This is a genomic window from Paraburkholderia sp. 35.1 (assembly GCF_050436525.1).
GTDB classification, from domain to species: Bacteria; Pseudomonadota; Gammaproteobacteria; order Burkholderiales; family Burkholderiaceae; genus Paraburkholderia; species Paraburkholderia tuberum.
Window position 1 is genome coordinate 1,517,371 of sequence record NZ_JBNDMJ010000003.1, and the last position, 16,656, is coordinate 1,534,026.

Annotated in this window: 14 protein-coding genes; 9 read left to right on the forward strand and 5 right to left on the reverse strand. The window is 64.8% G+C overall.

The features are described from left to right. Positions 1-34: 34 nt before the first annotated feature. Both OKW27_RS27070 and OKW27_RS27075 read left to right on the forward strand, forming a co-directional pair. Entirely contained in the window at positions 35-661 is a 627-nt protein-coding gene (locus OKW27_RS27070) for a CYTH domain-containing protein (RefSeq protein WP_429335364.1), read from the forward strand. Positions 662-746: 85 nt separating this feature from the next. After that, positions 747-1,562, forward strand: coding sequence for a uracil-DNA glycosylase (locus OKW27_RS27075; protein WP_429335365.1), 816 nt, complete (start codon positions 747-749; stop codon positions 1,560-1,562). A gap of 126 nt (positions 1,563-1,688) precedes the next feature. Here OKW27_RS27075 and OKW27_RS27080 read toward each other — a convergent pair whose 3' ends face one another. The 5 genes from OKW27_RS27080 to OKW27_RS27100 form a co-directional block, all read right to left on the reverse strand. Then, on the reverse strand, positions 1,689-2,285 hold the full coding sequence (locus OKW27_RS27080; protein WP_429335366.1) for an FMN-dependent NADH-azoreductase: 597 nt from the start codon (positions 2,283-2,285) through the stop codon (positions 1,689-1,691). 192 nt (positions 2,286-2,477) lie between these two features. After that, positions 2,478-4,268, reverse strand: coding sequence for a M61 family metallopeptidase (locus tag OKW27_RS27085; protein ID WP_429335367.1), 1,791 nt, complete (start codon positions 4,266-4,268; stop codon positions 2,478-2,480). Between the two features lie 146 nt (positions 4,269-4,414). Further along, on the reverse strand, positions 4,415-5,140 hold the full coding sequence (locus tag OKW27_RS27090) for a DsbC family protein (protein ID WP_090802025.1): 726 nt from the start codon (positions 5,138-5,140) through the stop codon (positions 4,415-4,417). A 205-nt stretch (positions 5,141-5,345) separates the two neighbouring features. Next, on the reverse strand, positions 5,346-6,518 hold the full coding sequence (locus OKW27_RS27095) for a UbiH/UbiF family hydroxylase (protein WP_429335368.1): 1,173 nt from the start codon (positions 6,516-6,518) through the stop codon (positions 5,346-5,348). 236 nt (positions 6,519-6,754) lie between these two features. After that, a complete protein-coding gene (locus OKW27_RS27100; RefSeq protein ID WP_244144941.1) occupies positions 6,755-7,123 on the reverse strand; it encodes a hypothetical protein in 369 nt (122 codons plus the stop codon). A gap of 268 nt (positions 7,124-7,391) precedes the next feature. Between OKW27_RS27100 and ychF the strand changes: the two genes are divergently transcribed. The 7 genes from ychF to OKW27_RS27135 all read left to right on the forward strand — a co-directional run bounded on the left by ychF (position 7,392) and on the right by OKW27_RS27135 (position 16,648). Further along, the gene (gene ychF, locus OKW27_RS27105) at positions 7,392-8,486 is read left to right on the forward strand and encodes a redox-regulated ATPase YchF (protein ID WP_184009123.1); all 1,095 of its coding nucleotides are present in this window, start codon (positions 7,392-7,394) and stop codon (positions 8,484-8,486) included. Positions 8,487-9,207: 721 nt separating this feature from the next. After that, positions 9,208-10,533, forward strand: coding sequence for a sn-glycerol-3-phosphate ABC transporter substrate-binding protein UgpB (gene ugpB, locus OKW27_RS27110; protein WP_429335369.1), 1,326 nt, complete (start codon positions 9,208-9,210; stop codon positions 10,531-10,533). Between the two features lie 72 nt (positions 10,534-10,605). Continuing rightward, positions 10,606-11,490: a sn-glycerol-3-phosphate ABC transporter permease UgpA gene (gene ugpA, locus OKW27_RS27115; protein WP_429335370.1), complete on the forward strand. Its 885-nt coding sequence runs from the start codon at positions 10,606-10,608 to the stop codon at positions 11,488-11,490. Further along, positions 11,487-12,332: a sn-glycerol-3-phosphate ABC transporter permease UgpE gene (gene ugpE, locus OKW27_RS27120; protein WP_090802035.1), complete on the forward strand. Its 846-nt coding sequence runs from the start codon at positions 11,487-11,489 to the stop codon at positions 12,330-12,332. The genes ugpA and ugpE overlap by 4 nt, the downstream gene beginning before the upstream one ends. 50 nt (positions 12,333-12,382) lie before the next feature. Further along, positions 12,383-13,471, forward strand: coding sequence for a sn-glycerol-3-phosphate import ATP-binding protein UgpC (locus OKW27_RS27125; RefSeq protein WP_184065664.1), 1,089 nt, complete (start codon positions 12,383-12,385; stop codon positions 13,469-13,471). A 231-nt stretch (positions 13,472-13,702) separates the two neighbouring features. Beyond that, positions 13,703-15,367, forward strand: coding sequence for an energy-dependent translational throttle protein EttA (gene ettA / locus OKW27_RS27130; protein WP_429335371.1), 1,665 nt, complete (start codon positions 13,703-13,705; stop codon positions 15,365-15,367). A gap of 156 nt (positions 15,368-15,523) precedes the next feature. Next, complete coding sequence (locus OKW27_RS27135) at positions 15,524-16,648, forward strand: DUF748 domain-containing protein (RefSeq protein ID WP_429335372.1); 1,125 nt, start codon at positions 15,524-15,526, stop codon at positions 16,646-16,648. Positions 16,649-16,656 lie beyond the last annotated feature (8 nt).

Consider the following 16,656-nt stretch of genomic DNA (forward strand, 5'->3'; position numbering starts at 1 on the left):
GCGCAGAGAAATCCACGCAACGAGGACACCCAGCATGGGCATGGAACGCGAAATCAAGCTGGCGCTGCCGGCTTCGCAGGTGCAGGCGGCGACGCAGTGGTTCGCCGCGCGCGCCGGCAAGAACGGACGCGCGATCAAGCTCGTGAACATTTACTTCGATACGCCGCAGTTGACGCTGGCGTCGTCAAAGAGCGCGCTGCGTCTACGGCAGACCCCGGACGGCTGGCTGCAGACCTTCAAGACGGTCGGCACGGCGACGAACGGCTTGCATAGCCGGCACGAATGGGAATTGCCGGTCGCGGGCGCGAAGCTCGAAATCGAATCGTTGCTGAGCGCTTGCGACGAACCCGCCGCCGCGGATGCACTGAAACAGGCCGCGCCTGCGCTGATCGAGCTGTTCCACACCAATTTCACGCGCACGCTATGGCTGCTCGACTCCGACGGCGCTCAGATCGAGGCGGCGATCGATCAGGGCGACGTGCTTGCCGAAGTTGACGATGAAGCGCGCCGCGCGCCGATCTCGGAGATCGAGCTCGAACTGAAATCGGGCGACGAAGCGGCGCTTCACACGCTCGCCGCCGAACTCGGCAAACGGATTGCCGGCCTCGCGCCGGATGACATCAGCAAGGCGCAGCGCGGGTATCGGTTGCGCGCCACGTGAGCGCGTTGCCCGAAACCCGCGGCACCTCATGCGCTCGCTTGCCGCAACTTGAGCTAGTCCGCGTTTGCTGCGACACTTCCCCGCCATGACCTCCGCTTCCCGCACCCGCTCCAGTTTGCCGCAGGCATCGCTGTTCGACGATGTCGCGCCCGCCCCGGCCTCCGCCGACCCAACCGCCGCCCCGCCCACGCTCGAAGCACAATTCGCCGCGCTACCCGCGGCCTGGCGCGCGCACCTGAAGCCCTTCATCGACAGCGACACCTACGCGCCGCTGTGCCGCTTCGTCGACGATGAGCGTGCCGCCGGCAAAACGATCTATCCGGCCGACGTGTTCCGCGCGCTCCGCCTGACGAGCCCCGACGAAGTGAAAGTCGTCATCCTCGGCCAGGACCCGTACCACGGCGAAGACCGCGGCACGCCGCAGGCGCACGGTCTCGCGTTTTCGGTCGCGCCGCACGTGCGGCCGCCACCGTCGCTGCGCAACATCTTCAAGGAAATCGCCGCGAGTCTCGGTCACCAGACGCCGCAGCACGGTTGCCTCGACAGCTGGGCCAAACAGGGCGTGCTGCTGCTGAACACGGTGCTGACCGTCGAGCGCGACAGCGCCGCGAGCCACGCGAAACGCGGCTGGGAGAAATGTACCGACACGCTGATCCACGAACTCGCGACGCGGCATCAGAACCTCGTCTTCATGTTGTGGGGCGCGCATGCGCAGGCGAAGCGCGCGCTACTCGGCGGCAAGTCGCACTATGTGCTGGAGGCGCCGCATCCGTCGCCGCTGTCCGCGCATCGCGGCTTTCTCGGTTGCGGGCATTTCGCGAAGGCGAACGAATATCTGTTGCAGCACGGCCGGGAGCCGATCGACTGGCGTCTACCGGACGACGCGCAAATGCTTGCGTAAGAGCGTCGTCGTCAGAAGATTGCGATACACAACGAAAACGCCACGGAGGGTGAACCCATCCGTGGCGTTATTCTTTTCACCGCTCGCGCCGCATCGAAGCTGCGCAATGCGGCAGGACAAACCCGCTTAAACCGCGGCGATCGCTTCGCGTGCCGAGCTCAGCGCGGCGTTCGCGGCGTCCGGGCCCAAGTTCAGGCCTTCGGCGTAGATGAAGTTCACGTCGGTCAGGCCGAGGAAGCCAAGGAAGCTCTTCAGGTACGGCGTCTGGCTATCGTTCGGCGTGCCGAGATACTTGCCGCCGCGCGCCGACACGACGTGGACCTTCTTGCCCGTCACGAGGCCTTCCGGGCCGTTCGCGGTGTAACGGAACGTGATGCCCGCACGTGCGATGAAGTCGAAGTACGTCTTCAGTTGCGACGAGATGCCGAAGTTGTACATCGGCGCACCGATCACGATGACGTCGGCGGCTTGCAGTTCGGCGATCAGCGCTTCGCTGCGTGCGGCGATGGCGGCCTGTTCCGGGGTGCGCTGGTCGGCCGGCGTGAAGAACGCGCCGAGCACGGCGTCGTCGAGGTGCGGCAGCGGTTCGGCTTGCAGATTACGGACGACGACTTGCGCGCCCGGATTCGACTGTTGCAGCTTTTCCGTCAGCTCGTTGACGAGAAGCGTCGAGTTCGCGCCTTGCGAACGGGCTGCCGAGTTGATTTGCAGGATCGTGGTCATGGTTGACTCCAGTAGGGGGCGCGCAGTGTTGCGCGAGTGAAGTCATTGTGTTTTTTTACCGGCCGGCGAAAAAGCCGTCCGGCGGCGAAGGATTGTTGCATGGGTAGAACAATCAACCGCCCTCCTCCGCCGATTGACGACGGGACAGGCGACGATCGGTGGACCGCCCGGTGCGGCCCACCACCACGCCGATCACTTCGTCAGCCAGCGCTCAAGGGCTTTGCGCGCGCCGGGACGGTGATCGCTGACCGTGAGCTTGTAGCGGGCCACTTCGGGACCGTCGAGCTTCACCTGCGTGACGCGCAGCTCGTCGCGGCGGAACGCGTGCACGTCGACTTTCGCGCCCGGCTGATAGCGCGACAGCAGAGCATCGATATTCCCGCCGGTCACGCGCAGACCATCGATCGCGATCAGCACGTCGCCAGCGGAGAGGCCGGCCTTCTGCGCGGCGCTGCCCTCGTGCACGGTCGCGAGCGCGCAATCCGCGCCGCCGCGTAGCCGCACGCCGAGCGACGGCTTGCCGTTTTTGTCGACGTCCGGCGCGAGCGCCACGCCGAACGGCGCGAGCAGCGCGTCGAGCGGCAGATCGCGCGTGCCGCGCACGCCCTCGGCGAACAGTTCGGCCAGTTGCGCGCCGCTCGCTTCCGCGAAAATCGCCTCGATCTCGCTTTCGTCGACGCCGACCGGCTTGCCTCGATAAAAGTCACGGCCAAAGCGCTTCCACAGCAGACGCATCACGTCGTCGAGCGATTTCTGGTTGCCGGTCTGCGCGCGGATCGTCAGGTCGAAGGCGAGCGCGATCAGCGAGCCCTTCGTGTAATAGCTGACGATCGCGTTCGGCGCGTTCTCGTCCTGCCGGTAGTACTTGACCCACGCATCGAACGAGCTTTCGGCGACGCTCTGCTTGAGGCGCCCGCTGCCGCGCTGCACCCCGCCGATCACCTTGCCGACCAGGCCGAAATAGTCGTCCTGCGAGATCACGCCGCTGCGTACGAGAATCAGGTCGTCGTAATACGATGTGAAGCCCTCGAACAGCCACAGCATCGACGTGTAGTTTTCGACGCCGAGGTCATACGGCGCGAACTCGGCCGGCTTGATCCGCTTCACATTCCACGTGTGGAAATACTCGTGGCTGCACAGACCGAGATAGGTCCGGTAGCCCTCGCTCATCGGCTCGCGGCCCTGCACCGGCAGATCGGTGCGATTGCAGATCAGCGCGGTCGACGCGCGATGCTCGAGCCCGCCGTAACCGTCGGTGACAGCCTGCGTCATGAACACGTAGCGCTCGACCGGCGCCTTCTTCGACTTCGGTTCGAACAACGCGATCTGCGCTTCGCAGATGCGCTTCAGATCCTTGCACAGACGCTCCATGTCGAGCCCGATCACGCGACCGCCGATCACGACGTCGTGCGGCACGCCGTGCGCCTTGAACGTCGCGAGCGCGAATTCCCCGAGCGTCACAGGATGGTCGATCAGTTCGTCGTAGTTCTGCGCGCGGTATTCGCCGAAGCCGTAGCGCTTCGTGCCGCGCGCTTCCGGCAGCGCGGTCGCGACGCGCCAGCCGCGATACGCGGCGCCCTGCGGCTTCTGGATATCGACCACACACTGCGCGTCCTCATGGCCGAGCGGCGACAGGAACACGCTGGTGCCGTTGAAAAAGCCGATCGTGTCGTCCAGATGCGCGGCGCGCACCGACAGGTCCCATGCGTACACCTCGTAGCGCAGCGTCAAGGCTCCCTTGACCGGCGCGGCCTGCCACGTGTGCTTGTCGATCTTCTCGACGCGCACCTTGCGGCCCGCGTCGTTCACCGCGCGCAGCGTGACGATGTTGCGCGCGAACTCGCGCACCATGTAGCTGCCCGGAATCCACACCGGCAGCATGAAACGCTGGCCGGCCGGATCGGGATCGGCGACGGTCACGGTGACTTCGAACAGGTGGGCGGCGGGGTTACAAGGAACGATGGTGTAGCGGATCGGCTTCATCGGCGGCGCTTGGGAGTGTCAGGAGAGTGAGGCGGAGAAGTTCGGGGCTCGATGCGAAAGGAGGCGCTGCGTGCGCCTCCTTCAGTTTGAACGTTGCATCTGTTGCGCGCCCGGGGGCGGGCGTGGCGCTGTGGCCAGCGCGCTGTTCAGTGCACGGCCGACAGTTCCTTGTCGAGCCGATCTGCCGGCACCGCGCCGGGCAGGCGGCGACCGTCGGCGAGAAACACCGTCGGCGTGCCTTCGACGTTCATCGAACGGCCGAGCGCGAGGTTCTTGTCGATCGCGGCGGTGTCGCAGGTGGCGGCGGCGGTCGGCGCCTGACGGTCCTGCATCCACGATTCCCACGCCTTCGCGCGATCGGCCGAGCACCAGATCGACTTCGACTTGGCCGTCGAATCGGGCGACAGCACCGGGTACAGGAACGTGTAGACCGTCACGTTGTCGATCGACAGCAGCGTTTTTTCGAGCTGCTTGCAGTACGGGCAGTTCGGATCGGAGAACACCGCGATCTTGCGCGCGCCGTTGCCGCGCACGACCTTCACCGCGTTGCCGAACGGCAGGCTCGCGAAGTCGATGCGGTTGGTTTCCGACAGGCGTGCCTCGGTCAGATTCTTGCGCGTCTTCGAGTCCACCATGTCGCCGAGCATCAGGTAGTCGCCGCTCGCATCGCTGTAGACGATCTGCGTGCCGAGATTCACTTCGTACAGGCCCGCGATCGGCGTCTTCGACACGCTTTTGATCGTCACGTCGGAAAGACGGGTTTGCAAGGTGGCCTTGAGCTTGTCGGTGGTCTGGTCGGCCTGCGCCGAGCAGCCGAGCATAGCGGCACCGATCGCGAGCGCAGCGGCGGCGATGCGGAAGGTCTTTTTCATGCTGGAGTCCTGGAGTCAGTCGCGCACCTGCGCGTTTTTTACGTTCCGGCCGCGAGTTTCGGCCGCCTATCTGTTCAATCAGGCTCGATCAGGTTCGATCGGGGGTCGGATAAGGGGCGGATCGCAGCGCTTCGATCCGGTCATGATACCTGTCCCGGGCGCCGGTGACCGGCCATCGGCTATTCGCCCGACGCCTCGTCGCGGTTTACCCCAGCGCGGCCGACACGAGCCAGCGCTTGATGAATGGCTGCGCGCCGACGAACGCCATGCCAGTATTGCGCACGGCGCGCGCGAGCGGACCGGGCACCGAGAACAGTTTCTGCAGGCCGTCGGTGGCGATCATCAGCGCGCGAATGTCTTCGCGGCGCGCGCGTTCGTAGCGACGCAGCAGCACCATGTCGCCGAGATCGCGGAACGACTCCTTGCCGCCGATCGTGCTCGCGAGCGCGGCGACGTCGCGCAAGCCGAGGTTCATGCCCTGTCCTGCCAACGGATGGATCAGATGTGCGGCATCGCCGACCAGCGCGACCCGCGGGGCGACGAGCCGGTCCACGGTCTGCAACGCGAGCGCGAAGCCCTGCGCGGGCGTCACGCAGTCGAGCGCACCGAACTGTTCACCGCTCACGTGCTCGACTTCGGCGGCGAGCCGCTCGGGATCGAGCGCGAGCAACTGCTCGGCGTGTTCGGTGCGCGCCGACCAGACCAGCGACACGTGGCCGTCCGGCATCGGCAGCAACGCGATGATCTCGCCGTCGCGGAACCACTGATACGCGGTTTCGCCGTGCGGCTTCGCAGCCTTGAAATTGGCGACCACACCGATCTGTCTGTAGTCGCGGCGCACCATCTTCGAGCCGATCTGCGCGCGCACCCACGAGTGCGCGCCGTCCGCGCCGACTACCAGATCCGCTTCGAGCACGCTGCCGTTCGCGAGGCCGACGCTCGCGTTGTCGACGGAGAAATCGAGCGCCTGCGCGCGCGCGTCGAACCACGTGAGGTTCGGCTGGAAGCGCAGCGCGGCATCGAGCGCGCGCTCGATCACCGACGACTCGACGATCCACGCAAGCTGCGGCACCGATGCCTGAAACGCCGAGAAATGCAGCTCGGCGTGCGCGTCGCCATAGACGCGCATGTCGTAGACGGGACCGAGCCGTGTGTGATCGAGCGCCTGCCAGACCCGCAGCCGTTCGAACAAGGCCTGCGAACTCGACGACAACGCATAGACGCGCGAGTCGAAGACGGCACCGGCGGGCAGCGCCGCGCAAGGCTGCGCGAGCAGTGCGACGCGCAGTCCGGCTTGCGTGAGCGCGAGCGCCGCGGTCTTGCCGACGAGCCCGCCGCCGATCACGGCGGCATCAAAGGTCTGGTGGTGTGCGTTCATGCGCGCATTATAGCCGCGGGGGGTACGGGGGACGGATCGACGGGCGCGGCCGTTGGGCGCTGTGCGCGGGGCCTCGCGGGCTCGTGCCGGACATGGTGTCTGGGGGCAGAGCCTGAAGTTGTTGGCGGGACTGTGCGAGTCTGATGCCGACCGCTCGCGCAACCCGCACTTCATGCGTTGGCGGCCACGCGCATTTGAGTCCCGGGCCGGTGGCCGCGCGGCCTCGATGCGTCGTGCTAATGCGTCGCGGCGCTTGCCGCGAGCGCCGCGTTCGCCTCGCGCATGCGCATGAAGTCGCGATTGGACGAGAGGTTGCGCCACGCGGCCGCCTCGAGCTCCGCCTTGCGATCGCGCTGATCGCTGCGGACCGCGCAGTCGGGGAACACGCGGTCGAACACGCGCCACAGCGAGTCGTAGTCGTTCTTATCGGCGAACCGCGCGATGTCGGCGTGATCTTCGTGCGACAGGCGGGTCGTCAAACAATCGATGGTCTGCCGGTCCGTGGTGGCCTGCGCTTCGTCGAAATTCGGCGCGACCCATGTCGCGACCGAGCCCACCACGACCGCGGCGACGACGCCGATCCCAACCCATCTGATGAGTCCCACGTTGCTCCCCCGGAAATTGAGCTCTGCCGGCTTTGAACTGACGATTCTACAGTGGCTTCGGGCCAATGCGCCGGCGGGTCCGCGCGGGCGAACGGGTTACAATTGCGCTTTCCGTGAAAACTCGCACTCAATCGTCGAGCCAACGCCCCGATTCGGTGTTTTGTCCGCTCCGCTGAGCCTGCCGCGCCCCACCTTACGCGAAGGCTTTCCGAATCCGCGCGCAGCGTCGAGCGCATCACGCAACCTACTGATTCACTGAAGGATTTCCATGAGCCTCAAATGCGGCATCGTCGGCCTGCCCAACGTCGGCAAGTCCACCCTGTTCAACGCGCTGACCAAGGCGGGAATCGCCGCCGAAAACTATCCGTTCTGCACGATCGAGCCGAACGTCGGCATCGTCGAGGTGCCGGACGCGCGGCTGAAGGCGCTCGCCGAAATCGTCAAGCCGGAGCGCATCCTGCCGGCCGTGGTCGAGTTCGTCGACATCGCCGGTCTGGTGGCCGGCGCAAGCAAGGGCGAGGGCCTCGGCAACCAGTTCCTCGCGAACATCCGCGAAACCGACGCGATCACGCACGTCGTACGCTGCTTCGAAGACGACAACGTGATTCACGTCGCGAACAAGATCGATCCGCTGTCGGACATCGAGGTGATCAACACCGAGCTCGCGCTTGCCGACCTCGCCACCGTCGAGAAGGCGCTCGCCCGCTATTCCAAGGCGGCCAAGTCGGGTAACGACAAGGAAGCCGCGAAGAACGCGGCGGTGCTGGAGAAGGTCCGCGCGCAGCTCGACCAGGCGAAGCCGGTCCGCGCGCTCGATCTGACCGATGAAGAAAAGGCTACCCTCAAGCCGTTCTGCCTGATCACCGCCAAGCCCACGATGTACGTCGCCAACGTGAAGGAAAACGGCTTCGAGAACAACCCGCACCTCGACGCGATCACGAAGTTCGCGGCTGCTGAAGGCGCGCCGGTCGTGGCCGTGTGCGCGGCGGTCGAAGCGGAAATCGCCGACCTCGACGAAGCCGACATGGAAGTCTTCCTCGCCGACATGGGCATGCATGAGCCGGGCTTGAACCGCGTGATCCGCGCGGGCTTCAAGCTGCTCGGCCTGCAGACCTACTTCACGGCCGGCGTGAAGGAAGTGCGCGCGTGGACGATCCACGTCGGCGATACGGCGCCGAAGGCGGCCGGCGCGATCCACACCGACTTCGAGCGCGGCTTCATTCGCGCGCAGACGATCAGCTTCGACGACTACATCACCTACAAGGGTGAACAAGGCGCGAAGGAAGCCGGCAAGATGCGCGCGGAAGGCAAGGAGTACGTCGTGCATGATGGCGACGTGATGAACTTTTTGTTCAACGTGTAAGCGCGAAGCAGCGCAAACTGCGCTGCGCGATTAAGGCCCGCGAACCCTCAGGGGTTGCGGGCTTTTTTGTTTGCGCGCTACGACTTCCGCAACGCGTCGAGACAACGGGCCTTGATGTGCGGATTTGCAGTCGTGACCGCCGAAACAGCGTGCAACGCTTTGGCCTTGTAGTTTTTCGGCGCATCGTCAATAAACGGAATGCCGCATACACGCGATATCGCGAGAATGTGACTGTCGCCTTCGACAGGGTCTACGACCTTCAGCAAAGCTGCGGGATTTCTCGGCAACGCATAGGCAAGAGCGATTCCCAAACCTTCCGCGGCCGCGCCCGTCGGCCCCTATGGCCAGGCTACCCGGATGACTCTAGCTGTCGCCATGCATGAAGAAGGCGTCCCTGCCGAAAGTGTGCGTTCCCGGATTAGGCGTCAATGGCATGCCGAAAGCTCCGACATGATGGGAATGCCTTGGCGACCCAATCGTGTACGAACCTTCAGGTATCGGCCCGACCGATCGGACGTGTTGCATGAGGCGATTGCTTTTGCCCGCGCCGTGGCCCGAGTTGCATCACCTGTGATCTTCCCGAATAGATTCCCGTTTATTTCCTTTCCGTGACAGCCAATGCTAAATTTCGGCTTCCGGCGCGCCGACGCCGGAATGTCATCGAACACAACTAGAATCGCGCGATTCGCGTCCGCGCCCCTTCCGAACCGGAGACAAATCGATGAATTACAAGCCGCTGTTCCGCTCACTTTCCGTCGCCGCTGTATTGAGCATCGGCGTCAGCCAGGCGGCTCACGCCGCGACCGAAATCCAGTTCTGGCACGCCATGGAAGCCGCACTGGGTGAACGTCTGAACGACATCGCGAACGACTTCAACAAATCGCAAAACGACTACAAGATCGTGCCCGTGTTCAAGGGCACCTACGACCAGACCCTCGCCGCCGGCATCGCCGCCTATCGCAGCGGCAATGCGCCGGCCATCCTGCAGGTCTACGAAGTCGGCACCGCGACGATGATGCAGGCGAAGAAAGCCATCGTCCCGGTCACGCAGGTATTCAAGGACGCGGGCCTGCCGCTCGATCAGAAAGCCTTCGTGCCGACCATCGCGAGCTATTACAGCGACTCGAAAACCGGCGAACTGATCTCGATGCCGTTCAACAGCTCGACCCCGGTGCTGTACTACAACAAGGATGCGTTCAAGAAGGCTGGCCTCGATCCCAACCAGCCGCCGAAGACCTGGGCCGAGTTGCACACCGATGCGCAGAAGCTGAAGGCCTCGGGCATGTCGTGCGGCTACTCGTCGGGCTGGCAAAGCTGGATTCAGCTCGAGAACTACAGCGCGTGGCATGCGGCGCCGTTCGCGTCGCGTAACAACGGCTTCGACGGCATGGACGCGCAGCTCGAATTCAACAAGCCGCTGCAGGTCGCGCACATCCAGTTCCTGCAGAACATGGCGAAGGACGGCACGTTCACCTATGTCGGCCGCAAGGACGAACCGGTGTCGAAGTTCTATAGCGGCGACTGCGGCATCATCACGAACTCGTCAGGCTCGCTCGCGACGATCAAGAAATACGCGAAGTTCAACTTCGGCACCGGCATGATGCCGTACGACGACAGCGCGAAGGGCGCGCCGCAGAACGCGATCATCGGCGGGGCGAGCCTGTGGGTGCTGTCGGGCAAGGACCCGGCCGTCTACAAGGGCGTCGCGAAGTTCCTCGCCTATCTGGCCACGGCGCCAGTCGCCGCGAAGTGGCATCAGGACACCGGCTATCTGCCGATCACGACCGCCGCGTATGACCTGACGCGCCAGCAGGGCTTCTACGACAAGAACCCCGGCAGCGACACCGCGATCCGCCAGATGCTGAACAAGCCGCCGCTGCCGTTCACGAAGGGTCTGCGTCTGGGCAACATGCCGCAGATCCGCACCGTGATCGACGAAGAACTCGAACAGGTGTGGGCGGACAAGAAGACGCCGCAACAGGCGCTCGACTCGTCCGTCGCGCGCGGCGACGACCTGCTGCGCCGCTTCGAAAAGGCCAGCAACTAAGCATCGCCTGCAGGCAGGGTTCCGGCGCTCCCGCGCGGGAACCCGTCGTTGCAGCACACTCTGGACATTCCGATGGAAAAGCGCTCCTACTTCGGCACCAGCGTGCTGCCCTACCTGCTCGTCGCGCCGCAGCTGCTCATCACGCTCGTGTTCTTCCTCTGGCCGGCGGGCGTCGCGCTCTGGCAATCGACGCAAACCCAGGACGCGTTCGGTACGTCGAGCGCGTTCGTCGGACTCGCGAACTTCAAACAGTTGTTCGCCGACCCGCTTTATCTGGCGTCGGTCAACACGACGATCGTGTTCTGCACGCTCGTCACCGTGTCGGGCCTCGTGATCTCGCTGATGCTCGCGGTCTGCGCGAATCGCGTGACGCGCGGCGCGAAGGCCTATCAAACGCTGCTGATCTGGCCGTACGCGGTCGCGCCCGCGATCGCCGCGGTGCTGTGGTCGTTCCTGTTCAACCCGAGCATCGGCCTCGTCACGTATGCGCTCGCGAAACACGGCATCGTGTGGAATCACGCGCTGAACCCCGGTCAGGCGATGTTCCTCGTCGTGCTCGCGTCGGTCTGGCAGCAGATCAGCTATAACTTCCTGTTCTTCTATGCGGGCCTGCAGGCGATTCCGCGCTCGCTGATCGAAGCGGCCGCGATCGACGGCGCCGGTCCGGTGCGCCGCTTCTTCGGCATCGCGCTGCCGCTGCTGTCGCCGACCACGTTCTTTCTGCTGGTGATCAACATCACCTACGCGTTCTTCGACACCTTTCCCGTGATCGACGCGGCGACCGGAGGCGGCCCAGGCCAGGCCACCCGCACGCTGATCTACAAGATTTTCGCCGAAGGCTTCCAGGGGCTCGACATCGGCAGCTCGGGCGCGCAGTCGGTCGTGCTGATGATCATCGTCGTGGCGCTGACCGTCGTGCAATTCCGCTTCATCGAACGCAGGGTTCAATACTCATGATCGAGAACCGACGCGGTTTCGACCTGTTCTGTCACGCGGTGCTGATCATCGGCGTCGCGCTGGTGGTGTTTCCGGTGTACGTCGCGTTCTGCGCGGCGACGATGAGCGAGCACGAGGTGTTCACGGTGCCGCTGTCGCTCGTGCCGAGCACGCATCTGTTCGAGAACATCGTCACGATCTGGACGCAGGGCACCGGCAACGCCGCGGCGCCGTTCAATCGCATGCTGGTCAACAGCCTCGTGATGGCGCTCGTCATCGCGATCGGCAAGATCGCCGTGTCGATGATCTCCGCGTACGCGATCGTCTACTTCCGCTTTCCGTTTCGCACGCTCGCGTTCTGGCTGATCTTCATCACGCTGATGCTGCCGGTCGAAGTGCGGATTTTCCCGACCGTGCAGGTGGTGTCGTCGATGCATCTGAGCAATACGTACACCGGTTTGACGCTGCCGCTGATCGCGTCGGCGACCGCGACGTTCCTGTTCCGCCAGTTCTTCAAGACGCTGCCGGACGAGCTGATGGAAGCCGCGCGCATCGACGGCGCGGGCGCGCTGCGCTTCTTCTGGGACGTCGTGCTGCCGCTGTCGCGGACCACGATGGCGGCGCTCTTCGTGATCACGTTCATCTACGGCTGGAACCAGTATCTGTGGCCGATCCTGATCACCAGCCAGCAGTCGCTGATCACCGCGGTGATCGGCATCAAGGGAATGATCGCCTCGGGCGATACCGCGACCGAATGGCATCTGGTGATGACGGCCACGCTGCTCGCGATGCTGCCCCCGCTCGCCGTCGTGCTGACTATGCAGCGCTGGTTCGTGCGCGGCCTCGTGGATTCGGAAAAATGATCCGGTATGGCGGACTGCGACAAGCACTCAAAATCAAAGGCTAGAACGGCATGGCTGCACTGACTCTGCAAAGCGTTAAGAAAACCTACGACGGCAAACAGTTCGTGTTGCACGGCATCGACGTCGACGTCGCCGACGGCGAATTCGTCGTCATGGTCGGGCCGTCCGGCTGCGGCAAATCGACCTTGCTGCGAATGGTCGCCGGGCTCGAGCGCATCTCCGACGGCAGCATTTCGATCGCCGGCAAGGTCGTCAACGAACTGGAGCCGAAGGATCGCAACATCGCGATGGTGTTCCAGAACTACGCGCTGTATCCGCATATGAGCGTGGCCGAGAACATGGGTTACGCGCTGAAGATCGCGGGCGTCGATCGTGCGCAGATCGCGAAACGCGTCGAAGCCGCCGCGCAGATTCTCGAGCTCGGCGCGCTGCTGCAGCGCAAGCCGCGCGAGTTGTCGGGCGGGCAGCGGCAGCGCGTCGCGATGGGCCGCGCGATCGTGCGCGAGCCGGCGGTGTTTCTGTTCGACGAGCCGCTGTCGAATCTCGACGCGCGTCTGCGCGTGCAGATGCGCCTCGAAATCCAGCGCCTGCATGCGCGCCTCAAGACCACGAGTCTGTACGTCACGCACGATCAGATCGAAGCGATGACGCTGGCGCAGCGCGTGATCGTGATGAACCAGGGCCACGCCGAGCAGATCGGCGCGCCGACCGAAGTCTACGAGCGGCCGGCCACGGTGTTCGTCGCGAGCTTCATCGGCTCGCCGGGGATGAACCTGCTCGAAGGCCGTGTCGCGGACGACGGCTCGACCTTCGACGTTGCGGGCAACGGCCCGAAGCTGCCGCTCGCGGGCGTGCCGTCGATCGGCCGCGAAGTCGCGACAGGCCGCGAGTGGACGCTCGGCATTCGCCCCGAGCATCTGAGCCCGGGCACGGCCAACGCACCGTTCGCGACACTGAGCGTCGATTCTTGCGAAATTCTCGGCGCGGACAATCTCGCGCACGGCCGCTGGGGCAAGCACGATGTGACCGCGCGGCTGCCGCACGCGCATCGTCCCGCGGCCGGCGAGGCGCTGCAGGTCGTGCTGCCCGCGCAGCATCTGCACTTCTTCGATCCGGCGACTGGACGGCGCGCGAACTGAGACGCCCGCGGCGCGCCGCGACGGCGGCCCGCCGCCGGAACCCCCTGCCGCCCGGCCCTCGCCGCGAAGTACAATGCCACCTGAACCACATGCCGCGCGCGGCAGCGTCGTCGAATCCGACGCCGCGCCGGCCGGCGCCGGGTGTTCCGCCCGGCCCTCACACCGATTACCCATTCACCCCCGACTGCCCGCCCGCACGCGGCCGGCGTCGTCAACGTCTACTGCAAGCTAATGGCCCAATACGTTTTCACCATGAACCGGGTCGGCAAAATCGTGCCGCCCAAGCGCCAGATCCTGAAAGACATTTCGCTATCGTTCTTCCCCGGCGCGAAGATCGGCCTGCTCGGCCTGAACGGCTCGGGCAAGTCGACCCTGATCCGCATCATGGCCGGTGTGGACACGGAGATCGAAGGCGAAGCGACACCGATGCCGAACCTGAACATCGGCTATCTGCCGCAGGAGCCGCAACTCGATCCGCAGAAAACCGTGCGTGAAGCGGTCGAGGAAGGCCTCGGCGACGTGTTCAACGCGCAGAAGAAGCTCGACGAAATCTACGCGGCCTACGCGGAGCCGGACGCCGACTTCGACGCGCTGGCCGCCGAGCAGGCGAAGTACGAAGCGATCCTCGCAACGACCGACGGCAGCGCCGAGCAGCAGATCGAAATCGCCGCCGACGCACTGCGCCTGCCGGCATGGGACGCGAAGATCGAGCATCTGTCGGGCGGCGAAAAGCGCCGCGTCGCGCTGTGCAAGCTGCTGCTGCAAAAGCCCGACATGCTGCTGCTCGACGAGCCGACCAACCACCTCGACGCGGAATCGGTCGAATGGCTCGAGCAGTTCCTGACGCGCTTCCCGGGTACCGTGGTCGCCGTCACCCACGATCGCTACTTCCTCGACAACGCCGCCGAGTGGATTCTCGAACTCGACCGCGGTCACGGCATTCCGTGGAAGGGCAACTACAGCAGCTGGCTCGATCAGAAGGAAGAGCGTCTGAAGCAGGAAGAAGCGTCGGAGTCCGCGCGCCAGAAGGCGATCAAGAAAGAACTTGAGTGGGTGCGCCAGAACCCGAAGGGCCGCCAGGCGAAGTCGAAGGCGCGTATCGCGCGCTTCGAGGAGCTGAACAGCCAGGACTACCAGAAGCGCAACGAAACGCAGGAAATCTTCATTCCGGTCGGCGACCGCCTCGGCAATGAAGTGATCGAGTTCAAGAACGTCACCAAGTCGTACGGCGACCGGCTGCTGCTCGATAACGTCAGCTTCAAGATCCCGGCCGGCGCGATCGTCGGCATCATCGGTCCGAACGGCGCCGGCAAATCGACGCTGTTCCGTATGCTGACCGGCCGCGAGCAACCGGATTCGGGCGAAATCGTGCAGGGTCCGACCGTCAAGCTCGCGTACGTGGACCAGAGCCGCGAAGCGCTCGCAGGCACCAAGACCGTGTTCGAGGAAATCTCGGGCGGCGCGGACGTGCTGACGGTCGGCAGGTACGAAACACCATCGCGCGCGTATATCGGCCGCTTCAATTTCAAGGGCGGCGACCAGCAGAAGATCGTCGGCAATCTGTCCGGCGGCGAGCGCGGTCGTCTGCATCTGGCGAAGACGCTGATCGCGGGCGGCAACGTACTGCTGCTCGACGAACCGTCGAACGACCTCGACGTCGAAACGCTGCGCGCGCTCGAAGACGCGCTGCTCGAATTCGCGGGCTCGGTGCTCGTGATTTCGCACGATCGCTGGTTCCTCGATCGCATCGCGACGCATATCCTCGCGTTCGAAGGCGACTCGCAAGTCACGTTCTTCGACGGCAACTACCAGGAATACGAAGCGGACAAGCGCGCGCGTCTCGGCGAGGAAGGCGCGCGGCCGAAGCGCCTGCGCTACAAGCCGATCTCGCGTTAAGAAGCGGGCGGGCGACGGTCCGTCTGGCGCGATGCCGGACGGGCCGCGGGGCATGCGCGTTGCTAATCGTCGCTAGACGGAGGCGCGCGTGAAAGTCTCGCGCACGCGACAGACGGTCAACACAGCGCCGCGCGACGCGGCAACGAGGAGACAGGCATGGCGATGTCGAAGGGCAGGCGCTGGATCGTCATCGTGGGCGGAACGCTTTTGGCGTTGGTTCTGATCGCGATCGGCGCGATGCAATTCGCGCAACAGGAAGTCAAGAATCGCGTCAGCGCGGCGCTCGGGCCGCTCGGCAGCGCCGACAGTATCGACGTCGGCCTCACCTCGGTACACCTCACCCACGTCGTGCTAAAAGCGCCGCCTGACTGGCCAGCGGGTGAACCGCTACGCGCCGACGAAATCACGATCACCCCCGACGTGCGCGATCTGATCGCGCGGCGCATGCATATACGCGAGGTCGTCGTGCGCGGCTTCGACATGGCCGTGTTACGCACGAAGGACGGCTCGCTGAATCTCCTGCCGAACCTGCGCGAATCGCTGAACCGCGGCGATCAGCCGGGCAACGCCGGCACGGCGCCGCCGATCCCGCGCGAAAAGCTGGTCGACCATATCCGCTTCGAACACGGCAACTTCCATTTCTACGACATGACTGTCGGGCCGCCGCCGTTCAAGGTCACGCTCAGCAACGCGAACGCGAGCGTCGACCATCTGCATCTGCCGGCGCTTACCGAACCGACCCATGTCAGCGTTCGCGGCGCGATGAAGGGGCCGGCGCATACGGGCACCGTGACGTTCGACGGCTGGATCAAAATCGCCAGCCGCGATTCGCAGACGACGAGCACGCTGCACGGCGTCGATATTGCGATGCTCGATCCGTATCTGCTGAAGAAGGCCGGCACGCGCGCACAGGTGACGGGCGGCACCGTCGATCTGACGATCGAATCGACGGTGCGGAATTATCATCTCCATGCGCCCGGCACGGTGACAGTCCACAATCTGCAGCTCGCCGAATCCGACAATCCGCTCGAGACGTTCATGTCGATTCCGACCCGCGCCGCCGTCGCGGCGCTGAAGACGCATAACGGCAATATCACGCTGCATTTCGTGCTCGACGGCGATCTGCGCGATCCGAAGTTCTCGGTGCGCGAAGGGATCCTCGCGCGCATCGGCGCGGGGTTTGCGCAGGCGCTCGGGGTCAGCGTCGAAGGCGTCGCGAAGGGTGCGGGCGAGACCGTCAAGGGTCTCGGCAATGCGCTGAAGAATCTGCTGGGGCAGTAGCGGCGGCG